Source organism: Phenylobacterium sp. RIFCSPHIGHO2_01_FULL_69_31 (genome assembly GCF_001824475.1).
GTDB lineage: Bacteria > Pseudomonadota > Alphaproteobacteria > Caulobacterales > Caulobacteraceae > Phenylobacterium.
Map to the genome: position 1 here is coordinate 42580 of NZ_MHXN01000013.1, position 13845 is coordinate 56424.

Annotated in this window: 20 protein-coding genes and 1 tRNA gene; 17 read left to right on the forward strand and 4 right to left on the reverse strand. The window is 68.9% G+C overall.

The features are described from left to right. Positions 1–205 precede the first annotated feature (205 nt). From A2790_RS08675 to A2790_RS08700, 6 genes are all read left to right on the forward strand, one after another. A complete protein-coding gene (locus tag A2790_RS08675) occupies positions 206–619 on the forward strand; it encodes a hypothetical protein (RefSeq protein ID WP_293390037.1) in 414 nt (137 codons plus the stop codon). Next, complete coding sequence (locus A2790_RS08680) at positions 616–873, forward strand: hypothetical protein (protein ID WP_293390040.1); 258 nt, start codon at positions 616–618, stop codon at positions 871–873. The genes A2790_RS08675 and A2790_RS08680 overlap by 4 nt, the downstream gene beginning before the upstream one ends. Positions 874–1136: 263 nt before the next feature. Further along, entirely contained in the window at positions 1137–1763 is a 627-nt protein-coding gene (locus A2790_RS08685; protein WP_293390043.1) for a hypothetical protein, read from the forward strand. After that, positions 1760–2008, forward strand: coding sequence for a hypothetical protein (locus A2790_RS08690; RefSeq protein WP_293390045.1), 249 nt, complete (start codon positions 1760–1762; stop codon positions 2006–2008). The genes A2790_RS08685 and A2790_RS08690 overlap by 4 nt, the downstream gene beginning before the upstream one ends. Continuing rightward, positions 2008–2598 (forward strand): hypothetical protein, encoded by a 591-nt coding sequence (locus tag A2790_RS08695; protein WP_293390049.1) that lies wholly within the window; start codon positions 2008–2010, stop codon positions 2596–2598. Before A2790_RS08690 ends, A2790_RS08695 begins: the two co-directional genes overlap by 1 nt. Positions 2599–2607: 9 nt before the next feature. Further along, positions 2608–3024: a hypothetical protein gene (locus A2790_RS08700; RefSeq protein ID WP_293390052.1), complete on the forward strand. Its 417-nt coding sequence runs from the start codon at positions 2608–2610 to the stop codon at positions 3022–3024. A gap of 233 nt (positions 3025–3257) precedes the next feature. On the opposite strand, the gene A2790_RS08705 is transcribed toward A2790_RS08700, so the two are convergent. Beyond that, entirely contained in the window at positions 3258–3584 is a 327-nt protein-coding gene (locus A2790_RS08705; RefSeq protein WP_293390054.1) for a hypothetical protein, read from the reverse strand. Between the two features lie 164 nt (positions 3585–3748). Next, positions 3749–4534 carry an FkbM family methyltransferase gene (locus A2790_RS08710; RefSeq protein ID WP_293390057.1) on the reverse strand — a complete coding sequence of 262 codons (786 nt, stop codon included), beginning with the start codon at positions 4532–4534 and terminating at the stop codon, positions 3749–3751. A gap of 137 nt (positions 4535–4671) precedes the next feature. Between A2790_RS08710 and A2790_RS08715 the strand changes: the two genes are divergently transcribed. From A2790_RS08715 to A2790_RS08740, 6 genes are read left to right on the forward strand one after another with little or no spacing between them, the layout of a single operon-like run. Beyond that, positions 4672–6204, forward strand: a complete 1533-nt coding sequence (locus tag A2790_RS08715; protein WP_293390060.1) for a hypothetical protein — start codon at positions 4672–4674, stop codon at positions 6202–6204. Next, positions 6201–6566, forward strand: a complete 366-nt coding sequence (locus tag A2790_RS08720; protein ID WP_293390063.1) for a hypothetical protein — start codon at positions 6201–6203, stop codon at positions 6564–6566. The genes A2790_RS08715 and A2790_RS08720 overlap by 4 nt, the downstream gene beginning before the upstream one ends. Next, positions 6567–7448, forward strand: a complete 882-nt coding sequence (locus A2790_RS08725; protein WP_293390065.1) for a hypothetical protein — start codon at positions 6567–6569, stop codon at positions 7446–7448. Continuing rightward, the gene (locus A2790_RS08730) at positions 7448–7723 is read left to right on the forward strand and encodes a hypothetical protein (protein WP_293390067.1); all 276 of its coding nucleotides are present in this window, start codon (positions 7448–7450) and stop codon (positions 7721–7723) included. The genes A2790_RS08725 and A2790_RS08730 overlap by 1 nt, the downstream gene beginning before the upstream one ends. A gap of 28 nt (positions 7724–7751) precedes the next feature. Next, complete coding sequence (locus tag A2790_RS08735; protein ID WP_293390070.1) at positions 7752–8201, forward strand: D-Ala-D-Ala carboxypeptidase family metallohydrolase; 450 nt, start codon at positions 7752–7754, stop codon at positions 8199–8201. After that, positions 8198–8416 carry a hypothetical protein gene (locus A2790_RS08740; protein WP_293390073.1) on the forward strand — a complete coding sequence of 73 codons (219 nt, stop codon included), beginning with the start codon at positions 8198–8200 and terminating at the stop codon, positions 8414–8416. Before A2790_RS08735 ends, A2790_RS08740 begins: the two co-directional genes overlap by 4 nt. Here A2790_RS08740 and A2790_RS08745 read toward each other — a convergent pair. Together A2790_RS08745 and A2790_RS08750 are read right to left on the reverse strand one after the other, a co-directional pair. After that, positions 8413–8994, reverse strand: coding sequence for a DUF2239 family protein (locus A2790_RS08745; RefSeq protein WP_293390076.1), 582 nt, complete (start codon positions 8992–8994; stop codon positions 8413–8415). The two genes, A2790_RS08740 and A2790_RS08745, sit on opposite strands and share 4 nt — an antisense overlap. 163 nt (positions 8995–9157) lie before the next feature. Beyond that, positions 9158–9232 (reverse strand) — tRNA-Thr (locus A2790_RS08750). Positions 9233–9266: 34 nt separating this feature from the next. Between A2790_RS08750 and A2790_RS08755 the strand changes: the two genes are divergently transcribed. The 5 genes from A2790_RS08755 to A2790_RS08775 all read left to right on the forward strand — a co-directional run bounded on the left by A2790_RS08755 (position 9267) and on the right by A2790_RS08775 (position 13845). Further along, positions 9267–9476 (forward strand): hypothetical protein, encoded by a 210-nt coding sequence (locus tag A2790_RS08755; RefSeq protein WP_293390079.1) that lies wholly within the window; start codon positions 9267–9269, stop codon positions 9474–9476. Between the two features lie 89 nt (positions 9477–9565). Further along, positions 9566–10858 carry a UDP-N-acetylglucosamine 1-carboxyvinyltransferase gene (gene murA, locus A2790_RS08760; RefSeq protein ID WP_293390082.1) on the forward strand — a complete coding sequence of 431 codons (1293 nt, stop codon included), beginning with the start codon at positions 9566–9568 and terminating at the stop codon, positions 10856–10858. A 58-nt stretch (positions 10859–10916) separates the two neighbouring features. Next, on the forward strand, positions 10917–11288 hold the full coding sequence (locus A2790_RS08765) for a DUF2948 family protein (RefSeq protein ID WP_363080642.1): 372 nt from the start codon (positions 10917–10919) through the stop codon (positions 11286–11288). A gap of 43 nt (positions 11289–11331) precedes the next feature. Beyond that, positions 11332–12618 carry a histidinol dehydrogenase gene (gene hisD / locus A2790_RS08770; RefSeq protein ID WP_293390089.1) on the forward strand — a complete coding sequence of 429 codons (1287 nt, stop codon included), beginning with the start codon at positions 11332–11334 and terminating at the stop codon, positions 12616–12618. After that, the gene (locus A2790_RS08775) at positions 12619–13845 is read left to right on the forward strand and encodes a mechanosensitive ion channel domain-containing protein (protein ID WP_293390092.1); all 1227 of its coding nucleotides are present in this window, start codon (positions 12619–12621) and stop codon (positions 13843–13845) included. It begins immediately after the preceding gene.

Genomic DNA, 13845 nt, shown 5'->3' on the forward strand with positions numbered 1-13845 from the left:
GCGTGCTGCGGCTGAAGGGCGGCCGGTCAATCCCGCGAACCTCCAAACCCGGCTCGGAACGCCTGCAGCGGGGAATCCGGCCTATCGACAGGCCGGACCGGAGGGTGCGAGGTCAAAGCGCCGGTAGGCCTAGGCGCGAGCTTCTTGAGTTCCTATTATGTTCTATATATGACTAAGGCGGCAAGGCGCGGGAGACGATGAGGCGATGGCGGGGCCGATAGCGGGGGTCGGGCGCTTCATCTGGGGCGCTGCCGTCGGGTTTTTGGGGCTGCTAGCCGTGGGCGTGGCGATTCTTGCTCTGTCCTCGGGGTGGGACGCCGTCGACCGCCGTCTGAACCCGGACGCCTCGCTTCAGGCAAAGAGCCTGACCGTGGACGGACGGGATGCGAGCCGCATCGGCGGCGAGGTCCTGACGATTGCGGGCGCCGGTCTGGATCTGCGCCTGGGATGCCGCGGCGTGTGCGACGATCTTATGGTCGTGCCTGCCAATCCAGGCGCGAAGGCGCAGCTTCTGGACGGCGAGGGCCGGTGCGTAGCCTGCGGGCAAGATGCGCGCTGGCAAGCGAAGCCCGACGGTTCGGCGGCGCTGGCGCTGCAGCGGCGCGGTGGCGGCCGATGAGCGTGGATCATAGGGGCAGCCCGCGCCGGAGGCTGGGCGCCTTCGGTTGGGGTCTTGTGGCCGGCGCGGCCCTGCCGGTGGCGACGCCGCTCGCGATCTGGGCTGCGCTCAAGCTCGCGGTGCCGGACCTCAAAGCCCCGGCTTTCAATGTGGCGCTGGTGTCCGCGGGCGCGGACGTCAGCCGTCATGGCGGAGCGCGGGTGATCCTGGCCAACGAGCGCGGGGCGGTCACCCAGAACTGCCGGGAGGCGTGAGACGACCTGCGCGTGCGGCAGAGCAGCGGAGATAACTCCTTTTGGGTCCGCGTCCTAGACGCGTCCGGCGCCTGCGTCGCCTGCACCCCGGCCGGGATCTACGTCAGCAACGGATATGGCGCTTCCGTGACGACATTCGTCGTCGAGGGGCGACAGAAGCTGGGCGTCCGCTACGGGGAACAGCCGTAGGGGCCGCCGCTCCGGACGACACACTCCATGAGGCCGCCCCGCCGGGCGGCCTTTTCATTTTCGGGACTTCACACATGGCGATCGGGACCTACGCCCAGCTTCAGGCTGCGGCGGCGAACTGGCTTGTGCGGGCGGACCTGACCGCGCGCATTCCGGAGTTCATCACCCTGGCGGAGGCGCGGCTGAACCGCGTGCTGCGCGCGCGGCTGGCCGAGGTGGAAGTGGCGATGTCCACGACGGCCGGCGCCCGGACCCTGCCGCTGCCTGCCGGCTTCACCGAGCCCCTGCGGCTCTGGATCGAGAGGGCGGGCGAGCGGATCGAACTGCCTTTCGTCGAAGCCAGCCTGATGGGCGCCTCGTCGCTGCGTGGCGAGCCGGGCGCCTGGACGGTGGACGGGGCGAACCTGAAACTCGATCGGCCCTGCGACCAGGCCTATGCGCTGGTCCTGCGGATGCTGCGGGCCTTCGCCCTGTCGGACGCCGCGCCCAGCAACAGCCTGCTGGCCGAGGCGCCGGACGTCTATCTCTTCGCGACGCTGAGCGAGGCGGGCCCCTTCCTGCGCGATCCGGAGCTGGCGGGGACCTACGAGACCAAGCTCGGGCGGGCCATCGCCGAGCTGAACGCCAAGGACGCCCGCAGCCGCGCCGCCGGCCTGCTGAAGACCGAACTGCGCGACCTGGTCTGCGAGCGGCGCGCATGAGCCTGTCGCCGGTGGGGCCGGGCGCGCCGGAGGGGGTGCGCGCGATCCTGAAATCCTTCCACGACGCCCTGAGCACGCTGACCCAGCCAGGCGCGCCCACCGCGCTGTTCGCTGTGGACGCGGCGGGCCTGCCCCCGGCGGCGGACCATCCCCGGACCCTCGTGCTCGTCGCCGACCTCAACATCCTCGCCCACTCGGACGGGACCCACTGGATCCGCCAAGACACGGGAGCCGTGATCGCCTGATGCCTTCTTCCTGGACATCATCCCTGCGCCTGGAACAGCAGTTCACGGGCGAGAACATCAACACCTGGGGCGACCGGCTGAACGTCGCGCTCCGCCACGCCGATCAGGCCGTCGCCGGCTGGCTGACCAAGCCGCTTACCGGCCCGGCCACGCTCTCGACGCTGAACGGCGCCGACGATGAGGCGCGCGCGGCGACGATCAAGTTCACCGGCGGGGCCGGGCCCTTCACGGTGACGCTGCCGGCGGTGAGCAAGACCTATCTGGTCTGGAACGCCTGCGCCGGGGCCGTGACCCTGACGACGGGCGCCGGCGCGGCGGTCACGGTCGATCCGGGCGACATCGTCTGGGCGTCGTGCGACGGCAGCGCGGTCAAGACGCCCGGGTATGGGGGCGTCTCGATCAAGGACTGGGTGTCGGGCGTGGCCTGGTCCTACAACGCCGGCAACCTGCCCGCCCAGGCCGGCAACGCCGGCAAGTTCGTGCGCACCGACGGCTCTACCGCGAGCTGGCAGGCCCTCTCGACCGCCGACCTCACCGACTACGCGCAGGCCGTCAAAGGCCTGGCGCTGGCCTTTGCCGTAGCCCTCTAGGAGAGACCCATGGCTGTAACGCCCAATAGCATCGTGACGCCGCAGACGCCGGTGTTCGAGACCGCCGTCGCCACCCTGGCCGAGGTCGCCTTCCAGGCGCCGACCAATGTCCAGACCCTGATCGACGACGCCACCAACCTGAACGGCGTGCGGCTGACCAGCGTGGCGGCCATCGCCCGCGCGGCGGTCACCACCAACCCGATCAACTGCCAGCTCTACAAGAAGGTCGGCACGACCTACACGCTGATCGACAGCGCCCTCATCGCCGTGGGCACGCCCTCGGCCTCCGTGGCGAACCAGAAGGTCGACTTCGGGTATTCGGAAGACAACCCGCTGCCTCTGAAGGCCGGTGTTGGCCTGGCTGTCGCAGTTGGTGCCGCTCTTCCTAATGGCGTGACCTTTGTCGCCAAGGGCGGAGCCTATTGATGCCGTCGCTTCGTGGTTTCGTGGGCCAGGGGATGAGCGGCCGAAAATCCTTCGCAGGCGCGACCGCCAGGCTTGTTAGGGCGCCGTTGGTAACAAGCGCCAACGGATCGCTGACCGTGTCCAAGGCCTGCGTCGCGATTGTGTATGCCTGGGGTGGCGGCGGTTCTGGTGCCGTCGGATCTTCGCACACTGGCGCGGGCGGTGGGGCAGGTGCAGTTCAGGGGCGAATTCGTCTAAACGCCGGGGATCAAATCGCCTGGACGATTGGCAATGGCGGTTCGGGCGTCGGGGATCTCGCAAACGGCAATGATGGGGGGGACACCATCGTCACTTTGCCGGGCGGTCGCCGTATGGTCGCCGGCGGAGGCAGGGGTGGTGTAAGCAACCTCGGCGGTTTTGGAGGAAACGCGTTCGGTGGAGACGTGAACCGCCGTGGAGGTGACGGTGGTGGTGGAAGCTCGAACGGCGGTACGGGTCACTTGGGTGGCGCGGGCGGCCTCGGTGGACTCGGATCTGGAAGTTTCGGCGGAGGCGGTGGCGCGGCTGGCTTCAGTGATCATCACGCGGACTTCACCGGAGGTTCTGGTGGCAACAGTGGAAATAGCAACACAGCCCCAGGACCCGGTATCCCGGGGGGAGGTAGCGGCGCCGTTGCATTCGCAGGATCTGGTGGATCCGCATCAGGTGCCGTCGGTCGCGTACTGATTACTTTGTTGGCTGTCTCCTAGGCAGTGAAACGGGAGAGGTACGGGTAGTCATCGATGGTCGTCGGCCAGATGCCATCTACCGGGCGCATGTCCCACGGTGCGGGGCCGTCGCAAGCAAAGATCGCGGTGTCTCCAGTAGCTCCAGGTGCGACAGGGCATCGCCATGGCGAAAAGAACCAGAACAGTCTATATCCCGCACCTTTCAGAGTGCTGCAAACTAAGCTCGTTGTATTGGGTCTTTGCCTAGACACTTCGACGAGCCAGTTTGGGCGAACGTCGTGCAATAGGGTGGTGGCGCCCCTCAAGACACGATCCTCGAAACCTTCCACGTCGACTTTTGCGAACCGGCAGCGCTCTGGCGCAACGTCATCAATCCGCACCATAGGTACAGGTGAGGTGGGTAGTCCCTTCTCGTAGAGAGATGAGGCACCATGATTTCCTTCTGACGTCAGATCTGTCACCGGAATATTCACGCGACCCGAGGTTTCACCTGCTACCGCATTCAAGGACTTCACATTGTCCAATGCGTTGTCCGCGGCATTTCGGGAAAGGAGCGAGAAAAGGCCTGGATGGGCTTCAATGGCAACAACTTTACTGCTTCGCTTTTGCAGGGCGAAAGGCAAGCACAGAGCTCCGACGTTTGCACCAACGTCTAGGAGGTCACCGTCGCAGACTGTCTGGATGAACTCCTGCTCTACGGGTGCGAAGGCACCCGTCTCGCGGAGCATCTGCCCCACGCCGGTATCGGCTCGCGGGATGCGCAACATCAAGCCTGAGGCATTGATCGTCTCGATAAATTCCATGCGCTGCACCTAGCACCGCGAGACGCTCAGGAAAATTGCCCGACAAGTTCTCACCGCGTCCCAGCCTACCGCTGACCGCGCCCACGGTCCGGCTGCAACGAGCCGGAGAATTCAGTCTCCCAACCCACGAGAACCTCATGAAGATTCCCCTCGAGCTGCCGCCGGGGTTGACCGGTGATGACACGACGTTTGCGGCCGCGGGGCGGTGGGCGGACGGGTCGAATGTTCGGTTCCGGCTGGGCCGGGCGGAGACCATCGGCGGGTGGGAGCGACTGGTGGGCGAGCCGCTCACCGGCGTCTGCCGGGCGGTGTTTCCCTGGACCGACAACAAGGGGGTGCTCGACATCGCGTTCGGCACCCATGCGAAGCTGCAGCTCTGGCGCGGCGGGTCGCTGTTCGACGTCACGCCGGCCTCGGGCTTCACGCCGGGGGCCATCGATGGGGCCGGCTCGGCCGGGTACGGGACGGGCGCATACGGGACCGGCGGCTACGGGCTGGCCTCGGAGACCGACTACTTTCCCCTGACCTGGTCGTTCGGTGCCTGGGGCGAGCACCTGCTGGCCAGTCCCCGGAACCAGACGATCTTCGCCTGGACGAACGACACGGCCCAGCCGGCGCAAGCGCTGGCGAACGCCCCGGCGCAGGTGACCTACATGCTGGTGGCGCCGCTGAACGGCGGCTACCAGGTCTTCGCGCTGGGCTGCAATGAGGAGGTCTCGGGGACCTTCAATCCGCTCTGCATCCGCCACTCTTCGATCCGGAACAATACCCAGTGGAGCACGAGCGCCAGCGGCTCGACCGCGCGGGAGTACATCCTCACGGGCGGCGGCCGGATCGTGGCCGGGCGGATGTGCGGGCCGTACCTGCTGGTCTGGACGGGCGATGCGCTGTTCCTGGGGACCTTCGTGGGCGCGCTGAACCAGCCGTGGCGGTTCGAGCGGGTGGGGCGCAACTGCGGCCTGATCGGGCCGAACGCGGCGGTGGTGGTGGGACAAACGGCGTTCTGGGCGAGCCCTGACCGGCAGTTCTATCGCTATGCGCTGGGCGGCCAGCCTGAGCCCATCCCGTGCCCCATCCGCCGCGACTTCGCCGAGGAGCTGGCCGCGAGCCAAGGCGACAAGGTGGTCGCCTCGTCGAACGCCGAGTTCTCCGAGGTGCGGTTCGATTATCCGGATCGGCGGGAAGGCTATGAGAACAGCCGCTATCTGGCGGTGGCCGTCAGCGGGCCGGACGCGGGGGCCTGGCACCGCGGGGTGATGGCGCGGACGGCGTTCGTGGATGCCGGGCCGTCGACCTATCCCATCGGCGTGACGTTCGACGGCGCCGTGCTCCTGCATGAGCGCGGACGCTCGGCGGACGGGGCGAGCTTCCCCTGGTTCATCGAGACGGCGGACACGTACCTGGATCCCGAGGCGACCCTGCTGGTGCGGGGCGTCTGGCCCGACTTCAAGGACCAGGCCGGGCCGGTGACCGTCACGGTGGCCGGCCGGCTTCATCCCCAGGCGGCGGAGGAGGCGATCGCGACCGTGCCGATGGCGCCGGGGGAGGCGAAGGCCGACCTGCTCACGAGCGGGCGGCTGTTCCGCGTGAGGTTCGCCGGCGAGAGCGCGCCGACCGGGTGCCGTATCGGCTCACCGACCTTCGACGTGGTCCAGGCGGGACAGCTTTGAGTCCAGAGGCGTGGGCGCGCTGCGCGCCCTGGCTGGCGGCGGCGCTGGACCACGCGGGCCGAAGTCATGACCTGGCCGACGTGGAGGAGATGGTCTCGCAGGCCGAGGCTCAGCTTTGGGCCGGGGACCGCGCGGCCATGGTGACCTTGCTGGAGGACGAGCCTCGCGAGCGGCGCCTGCTGATCTGGCTGGCCGGCGGGGACCTATCGGAACTGGTGAACGTGCTGCGGCCGGCGGCGGAACGCTGGGCGCGAGGGCAGGGGTGCCGGCGCGTGCTGATCGTCGGACGCCCCGGGTGGGAGCGGGCGCTGGCGCCCGAAGGCTATGCGCCGCTGGCGCGCATCATCGCAAAGGAGCTCTAGATGAGCCTGAAGATCGGCGGATCGAAATCGAAGACCAAGACGACGTCGAATACCAACTCGAGTTCAACGACCACTCCAATCGTGCCCCAATGGGGCGCCTCGCTCGCCCAGGACGTGGCGGGCCGGGTGGGCGGCCTGGTGGGCCTGGACCCGAACAGTGGGGTGGCGCCCGCACATGGATTGCAGACCCAGGCTGCGGCCGGTGCGGGCAGCCTGAACAGCCAGGGCAGTCCGAGCTGGCTCTCGCCGCACCTCGACGCGGCCACGCCGTTTGCGTCGGGGGGAAAGGCCTATGATTTCATGGGCAAGTACCTGGATCCTTATCTCAAGGACGTGGTCGACGCATCGGCCGCTGACTTCGACGCCAATGCGGGTCAGGTGCGCGCGCAGCAGGCCTTGGACCTGGCGGGTTCGGGCGCGTTCGGCGGCTCGGGCGCGGCGCTGACGCAGAGCATGACAGAGGGCGAACTGGCCCGGGGCCGGGCCTCGACGCTGTCGGGCCTGCGGTCCAAAGCGTTCGAGACCGCGCTCGGCGCCGCGGCCGGCGATGCGGACCGTGCGACGCAGGCGCGGATCGCCAACGCCCAGACGGCCCTGCAGGATCGGGCGCAGAAGGTCGGCTTCGGCTTCCAGGCCGATGAGAACCAGCGCGCCAACGTGGCGGCCCAGGCCGGCCTGGGCGCAAGCCTGCGCGACATCGACCAGCAGCAGCGGCAGGCGCCGATCAGCAGCACGCAGCAACTGGTCGCGATGCTCAGCGGGTTGCCGATCGGGCTGTTCACCGGAGAGCAGAAGACCGGCAGCGAGAGCAGTCAGGGAACCAGCAAGACAACGGGCACGACGGTCAACGCCGGCGTCAGTCACCCAACACTCGGTGCGTGATGGCCAGCCCGTCGGAACGGCTCGCCGCCCTGGAACAGCGGATCGAGGACCACGAGTCGCGCTGTGAGGAGCGGCTGGCGGAGATCAAGGCGAGCGTCGCCTCGACCTTGAAGGCCGTGGAGGGGCTCAAGAGCCGAGCCTGGGGCGTGGCCGCGGCCCTACTGGCCTGGGCCCTGGCCCAGCTCTGGAGCGCCAATGCGGTCAGGCTCGAGCAACTGGAGGCGGCGCGGCCCGCCGCCATCGACGTCGCGACGACGCCCGCCCGCCGCGGCTGAGCCACAACACCTCTCAGGACGACATCACATGACGACAAGGCTCACAGCGCACTTCGCGCTGGAAGAACTCGTGGCCACGCAGCATCGCCGCATCGACAATCGTCCGCCGCCTGATGTGGTGGAAACGCTACGGACCACGGCTGTGCAGATGGAAGAGGTCCGGAAGCTGCTGGGCGATCGGGTGATCACGGTCTCCAGCGGCTATCGCTGCCCGGCCCTGAACCGGGCGGTGGGCGGTGCGCGGAGGTCGGCGCACCTCACCGGCCATGCCGTCGATTTCAACTGCTACGGCTTCGGCAGGCCCAAGGCGGTGTGCCGTGTGCTGGCGGCTTCGAGCCTGGCCTTCGACCAACTGATCGAGGAGGGGACCTGGATCCACATCTCGTTCGATCCGCGCATGCGTCGGCAGGTGCTCACCAAGCGGCCGGGGGGCGGATACGTCCTCGGCCTGCAGACCCATAAGGGAGAAGTTCAATGAAACGCATCGTGTTGGCTGCGGCCGCCCTGAGCGCGGGCGCCTGCAGTCCCTTGTCCGCGATCACCGGCGCGCCGGGCCCCAACAGCCACAATGAGACGCTCAAGGCCCTGGGCGAGCACATCGAGAAGTGCGACCGGCACTACCAGGGCGGCCTGGGCCTCGGCGCCAGCTTCACCTTCAACATCGACTGCAAGGCCCAGCCGCCGGCGACCTAGCCGCCGTTCGCGAGTCGAAGGACAAAAGACCGGATGTCGGAGGGCCAGCCGGCGGCCCGGGCCTCCAGCGCCTCAAGGTCGCCGGCGAAGAGGGCTCTGCTCGCCTCCTCGAAGCCGGGCAGGTCGCCCGCCAGCGCCGACATCACGCGATAGGCCGCCTCGCGCGCCAAACGAATCCGGTCGGGGCCGGTGTCGGCGCGCCGCGCCTCCTCTACCAGTCGGCGGAGCGTGGCCGATGCGCCGCCGGGCTGACCGGCCAGCCACTCCCAATGGCGCGGGAGGAGCGTCACTTCGCGGGCCACCACCCCCAGCTTCGGGCGGCCGCGGCCTGGCCGGGTCGAAGGGCCCGCAACTCTCGTGCGATACTCGGCGACCGCTGCGGCGGGACCATATCGCAGGTCGAGCTCGACCGGGCGCCCCGTGGCGTCCTCGAATATCTGGGGCGGCGAATCGACCGCGGCGTTGCTCGCTAGGATTCCGGCGACCGTCTCGATGGATCCAGCCGCGGCGAGCGTCTGACCGATGAACGCTGTGAAGGTCGCCGCGTGTTCCATTCGGCGCATGGCGTAAATGGCCATCCCCGTTGGGTCAATATAACCCGGATGAAAGTCGGGGCGCCGGGGAACGGCCGCGCATGACGATGCCGCGCGACGACTCCGCGCGCGCCGCTGAGGGCTCGGGCATCTGAAGGTTGGAGGAAGTGGACGTTTCCCTAAGGCCGTGAGGGCCCTAGGGAAACGATGGTGCCGCCGGGCAGGATTGAACTGCCGACCTCAGCCTTACCAAGGATGCGCTCTACCACTGAGCTACGGCGGCGAAGGCGGGCGCTATAGCGGGAGCCGGGCGCGGCGTGAAGCCCCAAATCGAACGGCGGGCGCTTGACGAGCGAGACGCCTCGCCGCACCTCCCTGGCATGGCCGAGGACGACAAGGGCAAGAAGCGCGCGCAAGATCCGCGGGAGGCGAAGCTTGCGCAAGCGCTGCGGGCCAACCTGCGCCGTCGCAAGGTTCCCACCGCGAGCCAACCTGCGCAGAACGCTGACAAGTCCACGACTGATTGACGACTTGGCGGGTTCCGGCCCGGCAGGCTAGATACCCGCCGGAGGCGCCGCAGAGGAAAGCGGCCCGGGCCCGTTTCGAAGGATATCGATTGGATCGCATCGCCATCACCGGCGGCGCGCGGCTGCAGGGGGAAATCCCCATCAGCGGCGCCAAGAACTCGGCCATCAAGCTGATGGCGGCGAGCCTCCTCACCGAGGAGCCGCTGCGGCTGACCAACATGCCGCGGCTCGCCGACACGCGATTCCTGGGGCGGCTGCTGCAGCGCCTGGGCACGGAGGTCGTCGAATCGGAGGGTCCCGACGGGGCCGAAACCCTGCTGACGACCCGCGAGATCGTGAGCGGCTTCGCGCCCTACGACCTGGTCCGGCAGATGCGCGCCTCGTTCAATGTGCTGGGACCGCTGCTGGCGCGCACCGGGCAGGCCAAGGTGTCGCTGCCGGGGGGATGCACGATCGGCGCCCGCCCCGTGGACCTGCACTTGAAGGCCCTGGAAGCCTTGGGCGCCAAGATCGACCTGCACGAGGGCTATGTGTACGCCCAGGCGCCACGGGGCCTGACCGGGGGCGAGGTCGTGTTCCCCTTCGTCTCGGTCGGCGCGACCGAGCACACGCTGCTGGCCGCCGTGCTGGCGCAGGGCGATACGGTGATGGAGAACTCGGCCTGCGAGCCCGAGATCACCGATCTGGCCGATTGCCTCAACAAGATGGGCGCGCGGGTGACGGGCGCGGGCACGCCCACCATCCAGATCCAGGGCGTCGCCCGCCTGAGCGGTGCGACCCATGCCGTGCTGCCGGACCGCATCGAGACGGGCACATATGCCCTGGCGGCGGCCATGGCCGGGGGCGAGGTGCGGCTCACCCGGACCCGCAGCGATTTCATCCAGGCGCTGATCGACAAGATGGTCGAGGCCGGCGTCGAGGTGACGCCGCATAACGACGGCCTGACCGTGAAGCGCAACGGCGGCCGGCTGAGGCCGGTGGAAGTGACGACCGATCCCTATCCCGGCTTCGCCACCGATCTGCAGGCGCAGTTCATGGCCCTGATGACCCTGGCCGACGGCGAGAGCATCATCCGCGAGACGATTTTCGAGAACCGGTTCATGCACGTGCCCGAACTGGGCCGGTTGGGCGCGGACATCTCGGTCCACGGCGGCGAGGCGCGAGTGCGCGGCGTGGAGCGCCTGGAAGGCGCCCAGGTGATGGCGACGGACCTTCGGGCCTCTGTGAGCCTGGTCATCGCGGGCCTCGCGGCGCACGGCGAGACCGTGGTCAACCGCGTCTACCACCTGGACCGCGGGTTCGAGCGCCTGGAAGAGAAGCTGAGCGCGTGCGGCGCGCAGATCCGGCGTCTGAAGGGCGAAGGCGGCGAGGAGACGGAATAGGCCGATGGCCGACCCAAGCCCCCTCCGACTGTTGGCGCAGGACCAAGACGATCTGCCCGTGATCTCTGCCGCCCTGCAGGACGCCATCGCAAAGGTCGGCGACATCTCCTACGAGGCCAAGGCCCGGCGGCTGACCATCGCCTTCAACCGCTTCCGTTGGGAAGCCGGGAGCCGGCAACGCGTGCGTTCGGCCCTGCAGGTGGGGGGCGTGCTGGCGCTTCAGGCCCGCAAGATTCGCCGGGACCGCCGCGATGCGGTCGTAGAACTGCTGGCGATAGGGTTTGAGCCTGGCGAGCCGCCCGGCGGCGTCCTGACGCTGAGTTTCGCGGGCGGCGGCGACCTGCGTGCGGATGTGGAATGCATCGACGCGGTGCTTGCGGACGTCTCGGAGCCCTGGCCTACGCCCCGCGCGCCTGCACACGAGGCCTGACCGAGAGTGGTCTTGGCCGGGCTGCGCCGCTAAAGAGCGGCCCATGCGCCGCTTTCGCTCTTCCGAACCAGGATTCCGGGCCGCCTTCTCGGCCTTCGTCAACGAACGCCGCGACACGCCCGAAGATGTCGATGCGGTGGTCCGGGATGTGCTGGCGGCGGTCCGCGCCGAAGGCGTCACGGCGTTGCTGCGCTATGCGCATGAATTCGACCGGGTCGAACTGACGGAAGCCACGCTGCGGGTCAGTGCGGAGGAGATCGCCGAGGGCGCGGCGGCGTGCCCGGGCGAGGTTCGCGAAGCCATCGCCTTCGCCGCGCGCCGGATCCGCGCCTACCATGAGCGGCAGCGCCCCGCCGATCAGCATTTCGTGGATGAGGCCGGGGTTGAACTGGGCTGGCGGTGGACGCCGCTGGAGTCGGTCGGAATCTATGTTCCCGGCGGGCGGGCCGCCTATCCCTCCACCGTTCTCATGAACGCCGTGCCGGCGGCGGCTGCCGGCGTGGCGCGCATCGCCATGGTCACGCCACCGGGACGTTTGCAGCCGGCCGTACTGGCGGCGGCGCAGGAGGCTGGCGTCACCGAAATCTGGCGGGTGGGCGGGGCCCAGGCCGTGGCCGCCCTGGCATATGGCGCCGGCCCGATCAAGCCTGTGGACAAGATCGTGGGCCCCGGAAACGCGTTCGTCACGGCGGCGAAGCGGCGGGTCTACGGCGTCGTCGGCATCGACGCCCTGGCCGGGCCTTCGGAGATCGTCGTCGTCGCCGACGGCGCAAGCAATCCGCAGTGGATCGCCGCCGATCTGCTCTCGCAGGCCGAGCACGACCCGGCCGCCCAGGCCATCCTGATCACCGACGACGAGGCTTTCGCGGGTCGGGTGGAGGCTGCGGTCGAGGAGCAACTGGGGGCGCTTTCCACCGGCGAGGACGCACGCGCCTCGTGGCGCGACCATGGCGCGATCGTCATCGCGCCGCTGGACGAGGCTCCTGGCCTGGTTGACGAGATCGCCCCCGAGCACGTGGAGTTCGCGCTGGACGAGCCCGAGCGGCTGGCCGACCGGGTCCGCCACGCCGGCGCAATCTTCCTCGGCCGGCACGCCCCGGAAGCGGTCGGCGACTATGTGGCCGGATCGAACCACGTCCTGCCTACGAGCCGGGCGGCGCGGTTCTCCTCGGGCCTGTCGCTCTATGACTTCCTGAAACGCACGTCGCTGGTGAAGTGCGACGCCGAATCGTTCGCGCGGCTGGCGCCGTCCACCATCGCCCTTGCGGAGGCGGAGGGCCTTCCGGCCCACGCCCGATCGGCGGCAATCCGGCTGGGGCAGGGGCGCTAGGTGTTCGCTGCGGAGGCGCCGGCCAAGGCCGCAGCGGCGGCCGAGCCGACCAAGCCGAGCTTCACCGAGCAACTCGTGACCTCGACGACGGCGGCGATCGACCACATCCTGGGCCTCGATCCGGTCGAAGCTGGCATCAACGCGGCCCTATCGGTGGGCGTGGTGCTGGCGGTCTACGGCGTGCTCTGGGTGGTGCGCCGGCTGTCGGACCATTGGCTCGCGCGCGTCCATGTCGGCGGCGCGGAGGACGAGGCGGCCCGCACGCAGCAGGCCGCCCGCTTCACTTGGGGCCTGGTGCGCCTGGCGGCGGTCGTGGGCGTCGTCGTGCTGGTCCTGGGGATCTGGGGCGTGGACGCGAGGGCCTGGCTATCGGGCGACGCGGGCGCGCGGCTGGTTCGCCTCGGGCTGGTGATCATCATCGCCACGGCGCTGGTCGAGATCTCCGGCTTCATCATCAAGCGTCTGGTGGGCGGCTTTGCGCGCCGCAGCGCCGATCCGCGCCGGGCCGCGCAACTGCGGACGCTCGGCCCGATCCTCACCGGTTGCGCTCAGACGGTGCTGGTCGTGGTCGGCGGGCTGACGATCCTGACCGAACTGGGCCTGAAGGTCGGGCCCATCCTGGCCAGTGCGGGTGTTCTCGGCATCGCCGTCGGGTTCGGCGCGCAGACGCTGGTGAAGGACTTCCTGACCGGCCTGTTCCTGATCGCCGAGGACGTCGTCTCGGTGGGCGACAATGTGGAGATAGGCGGCTTCAGCGGCGTGGTCGAGGCCATGACGCTCCGAACGATCCGGCTGCGCGACGCCAACGCCACGCTGCACATCTTCCCCTACAGCGAAGCCCAGGTCATCCATAACCGGACCAAGGTGTTCTCATCGTATCTGGCGGAAATCCCGGTCAGCTACGATACCGACCTGGATCGGGCGCTGGCGGTGATCCAGCAGGTCGGCGACGACCTGCGCGCCGATCCGGCCTTCAAGAAGCAGATCACCAAGCCGTTCGAGGTGATGGGGGTCGATCGGCTGGCGGACAACGCCGTCTACATTAAGGCGCGCTTCATAACTGAGCCTCGCGCGCAGTGGGATGTCGGCCGCGAGTTCAACCGGCGGCTCAAGAACGCGTTCGAGGGGGCTCGCATCCTGGCGCCGGTGAAGACCACGCCGGTACAGGCCCAGCCGCTGGAAGACCGCGCGCCGCCGGCGCCGCCCGGACCCGGACCCGGAAGCTGA

Coding starts and splice junctions, on each gene's coding strand:
- A2790_RS08675 (WP_293390037.1), top strand. CDS start 206: ATGGCGGGGCCGATAGCGGGGGTCGGGCGCTTCATCTGGGGCGCTGCC.
- A2790_RS08680 (WP_293390040.1), top strand. CDS start 616: ATGAGCGTGGATCATAGGGGCAGCCCGCGCCGGAGGCTGGGCGCCTTC.
- A2790_RS08685 (WP_293390043.1), top strand. CDS start 1,137: ATGGCGATCGGGACCTACGCCCAGCTTCAGGCTGCGGCGGCGAACTGG.
- A2790_RS08690 (WP_293390045.1), top strand. CDS start 1,760: ATGAGCCTGTCGCCGGTGGGGCCGGGCGCGCCGGAGGGGGTGCGCGCG.
- A2790_RS08695 (WP_293390049.1), top strand. CDS start 2,008: ATGCCTTCTTCCTGGACATCATCCCTGCGCCTGGAACAGCAGTTCACG.
- A2790_RS08700 (WP_293390052.1), top strand. CDS start 2,608: ATGGCTGTAACGCCCAATAGCATCGTGACGCCGCAGACGCCGGTGTTC.
- A2790_RS08705 (WP_293390054.1), bottom strand. CDS start 3,584: ATGATCACTGAAGCCAGCCGCGCCACCGCCTCCGCCGAAACTTCCAGA.
- A2790_RS08710 (WP_293390057.1), bottom strand. CDS start 4,534: ATGGAATTTATCGAGACGATCAATGCCTCAGGCTTGATGTTGCGCATC.
- A2790_RS08715 (WP_293390060.1), top strand. CDS start 4,672: ATGAAGATTCCCCTCGAGCTGCCGCCGGGGTTGACCGGTGATGACACG.
- A2790_RS08725 (WP_293390065.1), top strand. CDS start 6,567: ATGAGCCTGAAGATCGGCGGATCGAAATCGAAGACCAAGACGACGTCG.
- A2790_RS08730 (WP_293390067.1), top strand. CDS start 7,448: ATGGCCAGCCCGTCGGAACGGCTCGCCGCCCTGGAACAGCGGATCGAG.
- A2790_RS08735 (WP_293390070.1), top strand. CDS start 7,752: ATGACGACAAGGCTCACAGCGCACTTCGCGCTGGAAGAACTCGTGGCC.
- A2790_RS08740 (WP_293390073.1), top strand. CDS start 8,198: ATGAAACGCATCGTGTTGGCTGCGGCCGCCCTGAGCGCGGGCGCCTGC.
- A2790_RS08745 (WP_293390076.1), bottom strand. CDS start 8,994: ATGGCCATTTACGCCATGCGCCGAATGGAACACGCGGCGACCTTCACA.
- hisD (WP_293390089.1), top strand. CDS start 11,332: ATGCGCCGCTTTCGCTCTTCCGAACCAGGATTCCGGGCCGCCTTCTCG.